Annotated in this window: 11 protein-coding genes; 8 read left to right on the top strand and 3 right to left on the bottom strand. The window is 69.4% G+C overall.

Annotated features, from left to right (window positions below; genetic code table 11):
* Positions 1-15 precede the first annotated feature (15 nt).
* The 3 genes from IE173_RS06955 to rplL all read left to right on the top strand — a co-directional run bounded on the left by IE173_RS06955 (position 16) and on the right by rplL (position 2,035).
* Positions 16-903, top strand: a complete 888-nt coding sequence (locus IE173_RS06955; RefSeq protein WP_191282737.1) for a hypothetical protein — start codon at positions 16-18, stop codon at positions 901-903.
* Positions 904-1,119: 216 nt separating this feature from the next.
* Positions 1,120-1,632: a 50S ribosomal protein L10 gene (rplJ, locus tag IE173_RS06960; protein WP_191282738.1), complete on the top strand. Its 513-nt coding sequence runs from the start codon at positions 1,120-1,122 to the stop codon at positions 1,630-1,632.
* Between the two features lie 10 nt (positions 1,633-1,642).
* Entirely contained in the window at positions 1,643-2,035 is a 393-nt protein-coding gene (gene rplL, locus IE173_RS06965; protein WP_191282739.1) for a 50S ribosomal protein L7/L12, read from the top strand.
* Between the two features lie 190 nt (positions 2,036-2,225).
* Here rplL and IE173_RS06970 read toward each other — a convergent pair whose 3' ends face one another.
* Positions 2,226-3,836: a LuxR family transcriptional regulator gene (locus tag IE173_RS06970; protein WP_191282740.1), complete on the bottom strand. Its 1,611-nt coding sequence runs from the start codon at positions 3,834-3,836 to the stop codon at positions 2,226-2,228.
* Between the two features lie 238 nt (positions 3,837-4,074).
* Between IE173_RS06970 and IE173_RS06975 the strand changes: the two genes are divergently transcribed.
* A complete protein-coding gene (locus IE173_RS06975) occupies positions 4,075-6,042 on the top strand; it encodes an ABC transporter ATP-binding protein (protein WP_191283030.1) in 1,968 nt (655 codons plus the stop codon).
* Here the strand turns inward: IE173_RS06975 and IE173_RS06980 are convergent.
* Together IE173_RS06980 and IE173_RS06985 are read right to left on the bottom strand one after the other, a co-directional pair.
* Complete coding sequence (locus tag IE173_RS06980; RefSeq protein WP_191282741.1) at positions 5,957-6,589, bottom strand: DUF305 domain-containing protein; 633 nt, start codon at positions 6,587-6,589, stop codon at positions 5,957-5,959. The genes IE173_RS06975 and IE173_RS06980 overlap by 86 nt on opposite strands.
* Before the next feature lie 4 nt (positions 6,590-6,593).
* Complete coding sequence (locus IE173_RS06985; protein ID WP_191282742.1) at positions 6,594-7,268, bottom strand: DUF3105 domain-containing protein; 675 nt, start codon at positions 7,266-7,268, stop codon at positions 6,594-6,596.
* Between the two features lie 133 nt (positions 7,269-7,401).
* Here IE173_RS06985 and IE173_RS06990 point away from each other — a divergent pair, with 133 nt between their 5' ends.
* Genes IE173_RS06990 through IE173_RS07005 form a run of 4 tightly spaced genes read left to right on the top strand, consistent with a single transcriptional unit; the run spans position 7,402 to position 13,666 of the window.
* A complete protein-coding gene (locus tag IE173_RS06990) occupies positions 7,402-9,600 on the top strand; it encodes an adenylate/guanylate cyclase domain-containing protein (RefSeq protein WP_191282743.1) in 2,199 nt (732 codons plus the stop codon).
* A gap of 20 nt (positions 9,601-9,620) precedes the next feature.
* Positions 9,621-11,072, top strand: a complete 1,452-nt coding sequence (locus IE173_RS06995) for a mechanosensitive ion channel domain-containing protein (RefSeq protein ID WP_191282744.1) — start codon at positions 9,621-9,623, stop codon at positions 11,070-11,072.
* A 47-nt stretch (positions 11,073-11,119) separates the two neighbouring features.
* Positions 11,120-12,481: a cystathionine beta-synthase gene (locus IE173_RS07000; RefSeq protein ID WP_191282745.1), complete on the top strand. Its 1,362-nt coding sequence runs from the start codon at positions 11,120-11,122 to the stop codon at positions 12,479-12,481.
* A gap of 12 nt (positions 12,482-12,493) precedes the next feature.
* Positions 12,494-13,666: a cystathionine gamma-synthase gene (locus IE173_RS07005; RefSeq protein WP_191282746.1), complete on the top strand. Its 1,173-nt coding sequence runs from the start codon at positions 12,494-12,496 to the stop codon at positions 13,664-13,666.
* The last annotated feature ends 2 nt before the right edge of the window (positions 13,667-13,668 follow it).

Here is a 13,668-nt window from a genome sequence, read left to right on the forward strand (position 1 = left end):
GAAAGCCGCCCTCGGATGACCCGTTTCCGCAGCGTGCTCGCGGTTGCCTTCGCCGCTCTGCTCGTCTTGGCTCCTGCGTCCCTCGCGCGAGCGGAAGGCTCCGTGCCCTCCGAGGTGGCCGCGTACGTCACCGACGGCTCGCTGGTCGCGCAGCTCAACGACGTCTACGGCGTCGATGCCGATGGTGACGGCATCGACTTCGACGAGACGACGAAGACCGGCGTGATCGAGCGGGTTCACGTCTGGAGCGCAGAGCTGCGTGAAGGCGAGGACACCGAACATCCTCTCGATCTGCTCAATGAGTGGGTCGTTCCGATCACGATCGCCGATGCGCCCGTCGGTCTCGCGACCATCTGGATCAATCCGGCTACCGCGCGCCCCGAACTCGCCTTGTTCGAAGCCGATGCCGATCTCGCGACCGCGCTCTCGGCGGTGGCCGACGGATCATCGCTCGTCCACGATCTCGACAGTGCGGCGTGGCTCGCGCTCGCCGCCGACGGAACCCTCACCCCGCTCGTTCCGGGCACGACGGGCCTCACCACTCCGGTGCCGATCGACGACGTCGCGTTGCTGCCGCCCGCCGGCGGTGCTGCAGGGGCGGGCGGCGATCCGGGCACGGGCGTCGGGTTCGCGATCGCCGTGGTGCTGCTGCTCCTCGTCATCATCGTCGTCGCCCTGGTGTTGCCGGGGCTGCGGGCGAAGAAGCCGGATGCCGACGCCGAGCCCGACGCCGATGCTCAGCAGGTCGCTGACATCGAAGTCGCGCCCGTCGCCGCCGAGACGGTGCCCGAGGAGCCCGAGACGGTGCCCGAGGAGCCCGAGGCGGCGCCCGAGGAGCCCGAGGCGGCGCCGAAGAAGCCCGCCCCGCGCAAGAAGAAGACGCCGCCCCCGCCGGCCGATTGAACGCCGCCTTGCTGTAACGGCATCCGTCGCGTATCCTTCACGAGGCCGTAGACCGCCGGTTTCTCTCGCTCGCGAGGGACGAAGCTTCCGCAAGGAAGAGCCTGCGCAGGTGTGTGAAGTGACTGTCCTTTCTGGGATCCGAAGCTCCGTGCGTCTGCGCCGGAGCTTTTTTCGTGGGTCTCCGACCGTCACTCATACACAAAAGAACGGAACGCCATGGCGAACAAGGAAGCCACTGTCGCCGAGCTCGCGGAGAAATTCCGCAGCTCGAACGCGATCGTGCTCACCGAGTACCGCGGGCTCACGGTTGCGCAGCTCAAGGAGCTTCGCGCGAACCTCCGTGACCACGCGAGCTATGCCGTGGTGAAGAACACGCTCACCCAGATCGCGGCGAACGAGGCTGGCATCAGCTCGTTCGACGACCAGCTCGCTGGTCCGTCTGCGATCGCTTTCGTGCACGGCGACACCGTCGCCGCCGCGAAGGCGCTGCGTGACTTCTCCAAGGCGAACCCTCTGCTGGTCGTCAAGGGGGGCTATTTCGATGGCAACCCGCTGACGTCGGCCGAGGTGGGCAAGCTCGCCGATCTCGAAAGCCGGGAGGTGCTGCTGGCGAAGCTGGCTGGCGCCATGAAGGCCTCGCTGTTCGGAGCCGCCTACATGTTCAACGCACCGCTCGCGAAGGCCGTTCGTACGGTCGACGCGCTGCGCGCCAAGCAGGAAACCAACTAAGGAGTAAAGAATGGCCAAGCTCAGCACTGACGACCTTCTCGAGGCGTTCAAGGACCTGACGCTGATCGAGCTCAGCGAGTTCGTCAAGAAGTTCGAGGAGACCTTCGAGGTCACCGCCGCCGCCCCCGTCGCCGTCGCTGCCGCCCCGGCCGCCGGTGGTGCCGGTGGCGCTGCCGAAGCCGAGGAGGAGAAGGACTCGTTCGACGTCGTCCTCGAGTCCGCCGGTGCCGGCAAGATCGCCGTCATCAAGGAGGTGCGCACCCTCACCAGCCTCGGGCTGGGCGAGGCGAAGGCCCTCGTCGACGGCGCCCCGAGCAACGTGCTCGAGGGTGTCAACAAGGACGCCGCCGAGAAGGCCAAGGCCGCTCTCGAGGGCGCCGGCGCCACGGTGACCCTCAAGTAGTCACCCGTTTCACGAGAGAAGGCGCCGCTCCGAAAGGGGCGGCGCCTTCTTCGTGTTCCAGGTGCGGGGGGTGAGGCCTCCGGTAACCAGCCATTCGGCCCCACCCGTGTCGAACCGGGCGCCGGGATCAGGGACGGCGCCCGCATGCAACGGTCACATCAAAGCATCCCGCCCTGAGCGACCGATCTGTCTACTCGGGTGAATCGCGGGTGACAGCGCGCCCCAGTCCGAGGGACTTGGCTTTGCGGATGGCGTCGGCCCGGGTCGTGACACCGAGTTTGCGGTAAAGCCGCCGGAGGTGGGTCTTCACCGTGTTCGGAGAGATGAACAGCGTGGTCGCGATGCTCACGACGGTCGAACCCTTCTCGACCTCGGCGAGCACGAGGAGCTCGCGGTGGCTGAGCGGCTCGATGAGTCGGGCGTGACCGTCGGTGGCCTCGGCGATCCGGGTGAGGATGCGCGTCACCTCGTCGCCGTGGTCGCGGGTGAGGGCGCGCGCGGTGAGGCCGGCGAGCGTCCCGGGTGGGACCAGGCGCAGGGGTGCCCGTGAACCGCTCGACGCCATCGCGACGAGCGCGCGATCGAACATGACGTCGGAGAGCGCGAGGTCGGCGCGCTCGAACTCGATCGCGGCGCGAAGCATGCGCACGTCGACCAGGGTGCGCTGCGAGTGGTCCGCGGCGATCTGCTCGCAGCCCTCGAGGGCCTGGGCGGCGCCCCGCAGGTCGCCGTGGCGCAGCCGCAGCTGGGCGACGACCCGGGCCGGGCACAGGATGTGGTGCTCATAGGCCGGCAGGTCGCGCAGAATCGCCCACGCCTCGTCGCCTTGGTCGAGGTGCATCAGCAGCGATGCACGCATGAGTTCGCCGACCGAGAGCCCGAGTCCGGGCGGGGTCCAGGTGCGGTAGCCGCGTTGGGCGCGTTGCAGGAAGTCGAGGCCCTCGGGCAGTCGGCGTCCCGCGAGCCGCAGGTAACCGGCGGCGATGGACGAGAACGGCTCCCAGTCGGTGTGGCTCGCCGCCTCGAGCATCTCGGCCTCGACCGCGGCGGCGGCGTCGAGATCGTGCCGGTCTATGGCGACCAGCGCCTCGGCCAGGATCGCCGGGGCGCCGAAGCCGGTTTGCAGGAGGCTGGTGCCGGCGGCGAGCGCTCGGGCTTCGGCGCTGTGGCGGGCCGCGGCGTCGATGCCGGCTTGGACGTACTCGACGAGGGCGAGGCCGCCGAGACCCTCGATGCGCTCCGCGCGGGTGAGGTGTTCGGCGGCGAGGCCGTTCGCGTACTCGAGTTGGCTCCGGGCGGTGTCCAGGTTGCCGAGGTGGAGATTGAGCATCCCGCTCTCGAGCATGCAGCGGGCGCCCAACTCGACCCGAACCGACAGGGAGAGGGTGCTGCCGGGAACGTCGAGGTCGCGGGCCCGTTGCACGAATTGCTGCGCGGAATCGAGGCGCCCGAGCACACGTAGGGCCGCCGCGTGTCCGAGCCACACGGTCACCCGATCCGGGTCGGCCTCGGGGCCGGCGGCGACGAACCCCGCCTCGGCCGCGCGGAAGTAGCCGATCGCCGAGGATCCGCGCGGCGACCCGGCGGCGCGGTAGCTCGCGCCCATCGCGCTCGCGATCGCGGAGTCGGCGTGCCACGCCGACTCCGGCAGTTCGGCGATCAGGGCACGAAAGTCGGCGCCGTGCTCCACCGCGAGGGCCCGGGCTCCCGGGCGCACAGCCTCCACAGCGGCGGTGGGGTCGCCCGCCGCGAGAGCGGCGACGACCCGACGACGCACGTCAGGGAAGGCGGGATGCGGCACTGGTCTCCTGCGGATGCGTCCGACCAGGGATGGTGAGGTCTGGCGACGCGGCGGTACGTGATCTGCGACAGCAGCATCGGGTACCCGTCGGGATGACTCCCAGCGCTCGAACCAACGGGGTGGTGCAGTCGCCACGAGGCTACTTGCGGGAGCGCGAATCTGTCCACCATGCGCGGCTCGGCGGCGACAAGCGCCCCAGTGGGGCGGGGGGACGGTCGCGTAGGCTTCCCCGGTGAGCATGGGAAACCGGGGGGCGGCACCTCCGGGGGTCCCGCGTGTCGGCGGTTCCCACGTGGGGGGCAGGGATGCGCAGGCGCAGCGTCAACTCAACGCTGAGGCGCCGCGCATCCCGGACCTGATCCAGCGCATCGGTGACCTGTTCCGGCCCCACCGCCGCACCCTCGTCATCACGATCGTGCTGGTGCTGGCGAGCGCCGCCCTCGGAGTGCTGCCGCCGCTGCTCACCCAGCAGGCCTTCGACCGGGGGCTCTTCCCGCCTTCAGGGCGCCCCGACGTTCCCGTGCTCGTCGAGTTGGTCGGCCTCATGTTGCTCGCCTGGTTCGCCTCGGCCGGTCTCGGGGTCGGGCAGACCTTCCTCACCGCCCGCATCGGCAACAGCGTCATGGGCGCGCTGCGGGTGCGGCTGTTCTCGCATCTCCAGGCGATGGAGCTCGGCTTCTTCACCCGAACCAAGACGGGCATCATCCAGTCGCGCCTGCAGAACGACGTCGGCGGCGTCGCGGGGGTGCTGAGCAACACCATCCAGAGCGTCGTCGGCAACACCGTCACGGTGATCGCCGCGGTCGTGGCGATGCTGCTGCTCTCGTGGCAGATGACGATCGTCGCCGTCGTGCTGATGCCGATCCTGGTGTTCGTGCAGCGACGCGTCGGGCAGGCCCGCGCGCGCATCGCGACGAAGACCCAGGAGTCGCTCTCGGACATGACGGCGATCACCCAGGAGACGCTGAGCGTCTCGGGGGTGTTGCTGGCGAAGGCGTTCAACCAGCAAGAGGCCGAGGTCACCCGGTACCGCGACGAGAACGGTCGGCAGATCAAGCTGCAGATCCAATTGGCGATGACCGGCCAGTGGTTCTTCGCGATCGTGAACGTCGTGCTCTCGGTGATCCCCGCCGTCATCTACCTGGTCGCGGCGTGGCTGATCGTCCAGGATGTGCCGGTCACCGCCGGCACGATCGTCGCGTTCACGACGGTGCAGGCGCGTCTCATGTGGCCGCTCATGGGGCTGCTGCGGGTGGCCCTCGATCTGCAGACGTCGCAGGCGTTGTTCGCCCGCATCTTCGAGTATCTCGATCTGGTGCCGGCGATTCGGGATGCCGACGACGCCGAGCCCGTCGATGCGGGGCGGCTCGGGGCGGTCGCGTTCGAGAACGTCGTGTTCCGCTATCCCGATCAGACGGGTGATGCCCCCGCGACGCTGAAGGGCATCTCGTTCGAGCTGGAGCCGGGCACCTACGCCGCATTCGTCGGGCCGTCGGGTGCAGGCAAGACGACGGTGTCGTACCTGGTGCCGCGGCTGCACGAAGTCACCGACGGTCGCGTGCTGTTCGCGGGCGAGGACGTGCGCCGGCTCCGCCACGCGTCGCTCATCGATGCGATCGGCATCGTCAGCCAGGAGACCTACCTCTTCCACGCGACGATCGCCGAGAACCTGCGGTACGCCAAACCGGATGCCACCGACGGCGAACTCGAGGCGGCGGCGCGCGCCGCGAACATCCATGACACCATCGCCTCGTTCCCCGAGGGGTACGCCACCGTCGTCGGCGAACGCGGCTACCGCCTCTCGGGGGGCGAGAAGCAGCGCGTCGCGATCGCGCGGGTGCTGCTCAAGGATCCGGCGGTGCTCATCCTCGACGAGGCGACCAGTTCACTCGACACCGTCTCGGAGCGCATCGTGCAGCGCGCCCTCGACGATGCCTCGCGAGGTCGCACGACCCTGGCGATCGCCCATCGGCTCTCGACGGTGGTCGCCGCCGACGTGATCTTCGTCGTCGAGGCGGGCCGCATCGTCGAGCGCGGCACGCACGCCGAGTTGCTCGCCGCCGGAGGCGTCTACGCGCGACTCTTCGCGGAACAGCTAGCCGACGCGATGGAGACCGGCGTCACTCCGGAGGAAGGGCCGCGAGCAGCTGCGTCATCGCGTCGATCTCGGCCTGCTGGGCCCGCCGGATCCCCTCCGCGAGAGTGACCACCTGCGGCACGTCGGTGCGCGCGAGAACGGCGTCCGCCATCTCGACCCCCCCTTCGTGGTGGGCGATCATGAGCTTCAGGAACAACCGCACGGCGGCGTCGCCGGTCGCGGCTTCCAGTTCGGCGACCTCGGCGTCGGTCGCGAGTCCCGGCATCCCCCCGGGGGCGTCGGGGTCCATCTGGTGACCGCTGTCCGAGCCGTCGAGGGCGGGCAACTCGGTCCAGGCCATCGCCCGCTGTGCTGAGCGCTGCGGCAGGTCCCAGGCGTCGAGCAGTCCGTACATCGCCCCCGACTGGCCCGCCTGCGTGACGGCCATGTCGTAGGCGATCGTGCGCACCGTCTCGTCGTCGGTGCGGTCGCGCACGAGCAGCGCCATCTCGACCGCCTGGGCGTGGTGCACCTGCATGTCGCGCAGGAAGCCGGCGGCGGCGCTGTCGGTCGTCGGGGTCGGCGCGGTGCCGGCCGCCACCCGACCCAGCGCGAACGCGCCCGCGATCAGGAGCACCGCCGCCAGGATGACGGCGACGACGCGTCCGCGGGTCATCACGTCACGAGACCCGGCCGGGGCCGTCGACCCCTCCGGTGCAGGACGCGTTGGGCTCGGGAGAGCTCGGAGAGCGCCAGAACTCGTTGAGGAAGTCCTCGACCGCCGGGTCGTCGACCTCGGTGAAGAGCCGCTGGGCGCCCCAGGCCGAGATCGCCTTCGCGTCGCCGAGCCCCTCATAGGGCGAGATGACGGTGTACGTGTCGGGGGCGAGTGCGATCAGCGCCGCGATCTCGTCGTCGGTCGTCGTCGCGGGGTCGTACGCGATCCACACCGCACCGTGCTCGAGGGTGTGCACGACGTTCTCGTTCTGCTGTTCCTCGTCGTAGACGCCGCAGTTGAGCCAGGCCGGGTTGTGCGGGCCGCCGACGGGCGGTGACTGGTCGTAGCTCACCCGGGTGTCGGTGTGGGTCGCGTCGAGGTCGGGGTAGAGCTGCAGCCGATCCTCGTAGTCGCCGCTGATGACCTCTCGCTGCGAGGGGATGGAGTTCAGCACGAGCACGGTGGCGACCGTGCCGACCACCAGCACGAGGGCGACGACGGCCGCGATGATCCCGAGCAGGCGGTTGCGCTTCGCCGCCGCCTCCTTCTTCTTGAAGGCCTCCAACTGGGCGGCGCGCTTCTGGGCGCGCTGCTCCTTGATGGTGGGTTGATCGGGACGATCGGGGGGCGTGGCCATGCGCGCTCCTGGAAGAAAGTGGACGTGTCCCCTCATCATCCCCGATCCGGCAGAGGATGCGCTGAACGCGCCAGCCGCTAAAGTGGGGAAACTCTCGTGAAGAGCGCTTACTCATGCCCCCAGGAGGCCTGCGGTGACGGTCGATGATGCGCACGGCGACCATGTCGCCACGCGGGTGCGCCGTCGTCATTCGCTGAGCATCAAGTCGCTGCTGCTGCTCATGCTGTTGCTGGTCAGCGTCGGGTCGAATGTCGTGGTCGGCGTGATCGGCTACATCAACGGCACCGAGTCCCTCACCGAGGCCGCCGAAGATCGTCTCACCGAGGTGCGCGACTCCCGGGCCCGCGAGATCCTCAACCTCTTCGACTCGATCGAGGCCTCGCTGCTGCTGGCCAGCCGCGACAGCGCCGTCGTGGATGCCGAGCTCGCGTTCTCGGCCGGCGTCGCCGAGCTCGACAGCGCGGCGATCGCCGATGACGCCGTCGCCGCAGCCGGGGGCGAGCCCGCCCCGGTGCTGACCCCGGAGCAGGAGGCCGAGCTGGTCGCCTACTTCACCGACGACTTCGGGCCGCGGCTCAACGAGGCCAGTGGCGAAGAGAACGACGCCTCGAGCTTCATCCCCGACTCGGCGTCGGCCCGCTACCTGCTGTACCACTACACGGTCAAGGGCGGCGAGGATGCCTCCGCCGTCGACGACGCCGGCGACGGCAGCGCGTGGTCGGCGGCGCACGCCGAGCACCACGACTACCTGCGCCGGCTCGCCAACCTGTCGGACTACCCCGGCCTCGTGCTCATCTCAACCTCGGGTCAGGTCGTCTACACGGTCAACAAGGATGTCGACCTCGGCGCCGACCTCGTCGACGGGCCCTACAGCTACACCAACCTCGCCCTGGCGTTCCAGCAAGCGATGTCGGGCAACCGCCTCGATGCGGTGACCTTCGCCGACTTCGAGAAGTACGCGCCCGCGCTCGATGCTCCGACCGGATGGGCGGTTGCGCCGATTGCGAGCAACGACGCGATCGTCGGGGCGATCGGTGTGCGGCTGCCGTCCGAACGCATCGACGCGATCATGACGGGCGGAGGCGACTGGGAGAACAGCGGTCTCGGCGAAACCGGGGAGGCCTACCTCGTCGGTCGGGACGGAACGATGCGATCGCTGTCGCGGGATCTGGCTGAGGACCCGGGAGGCTATCTCACCGCCGCGACCAGCGCCGGCCTGCAGCTCGAGGATGCCGAGCGCGCCGTCGAGACCGGGCAGACGATGCTCATCCAGCGGGTCGACACCAAGGCCGCTGAGCTCGCGCTTGACGGCCGGTCGGGGGTCGAGACCTCAGCAAACTACCTCGGGGATCGGTCGATCGCGGCATACGCCCCCGTCAAGCCCGCGGGATTCCAGTGGGCGATCATCGCCGAGATCGACGCCGACGAAGCGCTCGCGCCGGTCTCCGACTTCACGAGTCGACTCGCCATCTCGTCCGCCATCCTCGTCGCCATCGTGTCGCTCGTGTCGGTGTTCATCGCGGGCTTCGCGGTGCGTCCGCTCTACCGGCTGCGGGATGCCGCCCGCCGCATCGCCGCGGGCGAGAGCGGCGTGCAGGTGGAGGCGGGCGAGAGCGACGAACTCGCCGACGTCGCCGCGGCGTTCAATGAGATGAGCCGCAGCCTCGAACTCAAGAACGCCCTGCTCGAGGAGCAACGCGTCGAGAACGAGCGTCTGCTGCGCACCCTCATGCCCGAGAGCATCGCGAAGCGGTATCGCGAGGGCGCCCGCACGATCGTGCAGGATCACCAGGAGGTGACCGTGCTGTTCGCCGACGTCGTCGGCTTCGAGGAGTACGGCCGGGGTCTCGACTCCGAGAAGGCCCTCGACCTGCTCAACGAGATCTTCCGCGCGTTCGACGACGCCGCCGAACAGCACGGCGTGGAGCGGGTGCGCAGCACGCGCGCCGGGTATCTCGCCAGCTGCGGACTCACCATCCCCCGCGTCGACAACGCCCGTCGCGCCGTCTCGTTCTCGCTCGACATCGCGCGCATCGTCGAGCGTTTCGGCGCCCAGCAGGGCGCCGACATCCACGTGCGCGTCGGGATCGACACCGGCACCGTCACGAGCGGACTCGTCGGGCGCTCGTCGATGGTCTACGACCTGTGGGGCGACGCCGTGAGTCTGGCCTTCCGGCTGCAAGGCGGAGCGACCGAGTCGGGCGTGTTCCTCACCCAACGGGTCGTCGACAAGATCCCGGATGCCCTTCCCTACGGCGACGCGGGTGTCGTCGAGACCGCTTCGGGCTGGCAGCGGGTCTGGCGCATCGACCCGGCCGCCGCCGAGCTCTAAGCGACGACCGAGATGAACCGATGATCGAGATCCTCGCCGACATCGCCGCCGAACCCTGGTTCTGGCCGGCCGTCTCGGTGATCGTCGGGCTGCCGATCGTTCTGCTCGTGCTCGGCGAAGTGCACACCGCGATGGTGCGACGTGACTCACCGGGCACGCGCATCGTGCTGCTCATCCGCAACGTGCTCGCACCGCTCGGGGCGATCATCATCCTGTTCACGCAGATCCCGCAGGAGGCGGGGAACGCAGAGTTCACCTGGCCGAAGGTGGCGGCCACCGCGTTCGGCTTCGTGCTCATCCTGGTGCTGCTCAACGGGCTCAACCTGGCGATCTTCGTCACCGCGAAGCAGGGCACCTGGCGCAACCGCCTCCCGTCGATCTTCGTCGACATCGCGCGCGTGCTGCTCATCGCCATCTGCCTCGCCGTGCTGTTCGGCTGGATCTGGAACGCCGACATCGGCGGGTTTTTCACGGCACTCGGCATCGGGTCGATCGTCATCGGCCTCGCGCTGCAGAACGCCGTCGGCTCGGTGCTCTCGGGGCTCTTCCTGCTGTTCGAGCAGCCGTTCGAAATCGGCGACTACATCGTCACCCCCGACGGTCGCGGTCGTGTCATCGCGGTGAACTGGCGGGCGACGCACCTCGACACCAGCAACGGCATTCTCGTCATCCCGAACTCGACCCTGTCGGGTGCGTCGTTCACGAACCTCTCGCAGGCGACGTCCCCGTTCGAGGCCTCCGACATCGTGCGCTTCGCGACCGACGATCCGCCGCAGCTGGTGATCGACGTCCTCGTCGAGGTCGCGTCGGGACTGCCCGAACGCCATCCCGACGAGACGCCGTACGCCATCCCGCTCGGCAAGTCGAAGTACGAGATCAACTTCGCTCTCACCTCACCGGCCCGCCGGTACATGTCGCTCGGCCTGTTCCGCAAGCGGCTCTGGTACGCCGCACGTCGGGCCGGCTTGCACCTCGACCGCGACCTCACCGACAACTTCGCGACCCCGCAGCGCACCCGCGAGCACCTGACGCGGCTCGCTCCGCGGTTCTACCTCAGCGTTCCCGAGGCCCTGGCGCTCGTCGAACGGGGGGCGTGCCTCCAGCAGTACGGCGAGGGCGAGATCGTGCAACGCGCGGACACCGTTCCCGACGGCGTGCGGATCATCATCAGTGGCAACGTCGAGCTCTCGGTGCCCGCCTCTCGCGGCGCGATGCTCCCGGTCGGCAAGCTGGGGCGCGACGACGTGCTCGGGGTCACCGCGCTCACCCGGCAGGTCGCCGGCGCCGAGGTCGTCGCCCTCGTCGACCTCGCCGTGCTGTTCGTGCCGCTGGCGGTCATCGACGAACTGGTGCGCTCGCATCCCGACCTCGCCCGCGACATGGGCCAGGCGATCGACGCCCGGCACCAGCTCGTCGCCCAGGCCCTGCGCGATGCGGGCGAGCCTCCGCCGGTCTCCCTCCCGGTCGGCTGACGCGGCGCCCTCGGTAACACGAGAACCCGCGCCCGTAGGATCGAGGGATGAAGTACGCGGAGACGGTGCTCGACCTCGTCGGCAACACGCCGCTCGTCAAGCTCAACAGCGTGACGGACGGCATCCAGGCGACGATCCTCGCCAAGATCGAGTACCTCAACCCGGGCGGGTCGAGTAAAGACCGCATCGCGGCGCGCATCATCGACGCGGCCGAGCGTGAGGGCAAGCTGGCGCCCGGCGGCACGATCGTCGAGCCGACGTCGGGCAACACCGGCATCGGCCTCGCCCTCGTCGCCCAGCAGCGCGGCTACCGTTGCGTCTTCGTGCTGCCCGACAAGGTCGGCGAAGACAAGCGCAACGTGCTGCTCGCCTACGGTGCCGAGATCGTCGTCACTCCGACGAGCGTCGCCCCCGAGAGCCCCGACTCCTACTACTCCGTCTCCGACCGGCTGGTGACGGAGATCCCCGGCGCGTTCAAGCCCGACCAGTACTCCAACCCGAACGGGCCGCTCAGCCACTACGAGACGACCGGGCCGGAGATCTGGCGCGACACCGACGGCAAGGTCACCCACTACGTGGCCGGCGTCGGCACCGGCGGCACCATCTCGGGCGCCGGCAAGTACCTCAAAGAGCAGAACCCCGACATCAAGGTGATCGGGGCCGACCCCGAGGGATCCGTGTACTCCGGCGGCACCGGCCGCCCGTACCTGGTCGAGGGCGTCGGCGAGGACTTCTGGCCGACCGCGTACGACCCGAGCGTCGTCGACGAGATCATCGCGTCGAGCGATGCCGAATCCTTCGAGATCACCCGCCGCCTCGCCCGCGAGGAGGGCCTGCTCGTCGGCGGCTCCTCGGGACTCGCGGTGAGCGCCGCCCTCAAGGCCGCGAAAGACCTCCCCGCCGACGTCGTCGTCGTCGTGCTGCTGCCCGACGGCGGGCGCGGCTACCTCGGCAAGGTCTTCAACGACAAGTGGATGCGCTCCTATGGCTTCCTGCCCGCCGAGTCGGGCGCGACCGTCGCCGACGTCGTCGGGGCGAAGGAGGGCGACCTGCCCGACCTCATCCACGTGCACCCGAGCGACACCGTGCGCCACACGATCGACAAGATGCGGCGCTACGACATCTCGCAGATGCCGGTGCTCACCGCCGAACCGCCGGTCGTGATGGGCGAGGTGATGGGGTCGATCGACGAGAAGGCGCTCGTGGATGCCGTCTTCTCCGGGCGCGCTCAGCTCACCGACTCCCTCGAGGCCTTCGTCTCGCCGCCGCTGAAACTGATCGGCGTCAACGAGTCGGTCGAAGCGGCGCGGGAATCCCTGGCGACGGTCGACGCGTTGCTCGTGGTGGACGACGGCAAACCCGCCGGCGTTCTGACCCGGCACGACCTGCTCACCTTCCTCGGCGCCTAGGACACCCCCACCATGAACGACGCAACCCACCGGTTCTCCACGCGCGCGATCCGCGCGGGGCAGGACTTCGACCCGACGACCGGCTCGGTCATCCCGCCGGTCTACTTCACGACGACCTTCGTGCAGGACGGCATCGGCGGCTTCCGCAACGGCTACGAGTACGCCCGGGGCGGCAACCCGACCCGCACGGCGCTCGAGACCCTCCTCGCCAGCCTCGAGGGTGGCGACCGGGCGTTCAGTTTCGCGTCGGGGCTCGCCGCGGAAGACACCCTGCTGCGGGCGATCCTCACTCCGGGCGCGCATGTGCTGATGGGCAACGACGTCTACGGCGGCACCCACCGGCTGGTGAGCCGGGTGTTCGTGCCGTGGGGCGCGTCGCTCTCCACGGTCGACATGAGCAACCTGGATGCGGTGCGCGCGGCGATCCGTCCCGACGCGACCAAGGTCGTCTGGGTCGAGACGCCGAGCAACCCGCTGATGAAGATCACCGACATCGCCGCGGTCGTCGCCATCGCGCACGAGGTGGGCGCGATCGTCGTCGTCGACAACACCTTCGCGACGCCGTACCTGCAGCAGCCGCTCGATCTCGGGGCGGACGTCGTCGTGCACTCCACGACGAAGTACCTCGGGGGTCACAGCGACGTGCTCGGCGGTGCGCTCATCCTGCGCGACGCGACCGAGGTCGGCGGGCAGAGCCTGGTCGAGAAGGTCGAGTTCCTGCAGTTCGGCGTCGGTGCGGTCTCCGGCCCGATGGATGCCTGGCTCACCATCCGCGGCATCAAGACGCTCGCGGTGCGGATGGATCGCCACTCGGCGAACGCTTCGACGATCGCCGAACGCCTGGTGGGGCATCCGAAACTCACCGCCGTGTACTACCCCGGCCTTCCCGATCATCCCGGTCACGACCTCGCCGCGGCTCAGATGAGCGCGTTCGGCGGCATGATCTCGGTGCAGCTCGCCGACGGCCCCACCGCGCGTCGGTTCGCCGAGTCGACGAGGCTGTTCCAGCTGGCGGAGTCGCTCGGCGGCGTCGAGTCGCTCGTCTGCTACCCCTCGGAGATGACCCACGCATCGGTGCGCGGCACCGAGCTCGAGATCCCCGACTCGGTCGTGCGGCTCTCGGTCGGCATCGAGGATGTCGGCGACCTCATCGACGATCTGGTGACGGCGCTCGACGCCCTGTGACC

Source organism: Pseudolysinimonas yzui (genome assembly GCF_014653215.1).
Lineage (GTDB): Bacteria > Actinomycetota > Actinomycetes > Actinomycetales > Microbacteriaceae > Pseudolysinimonas_A > Pseudolysinimonas_A yzui.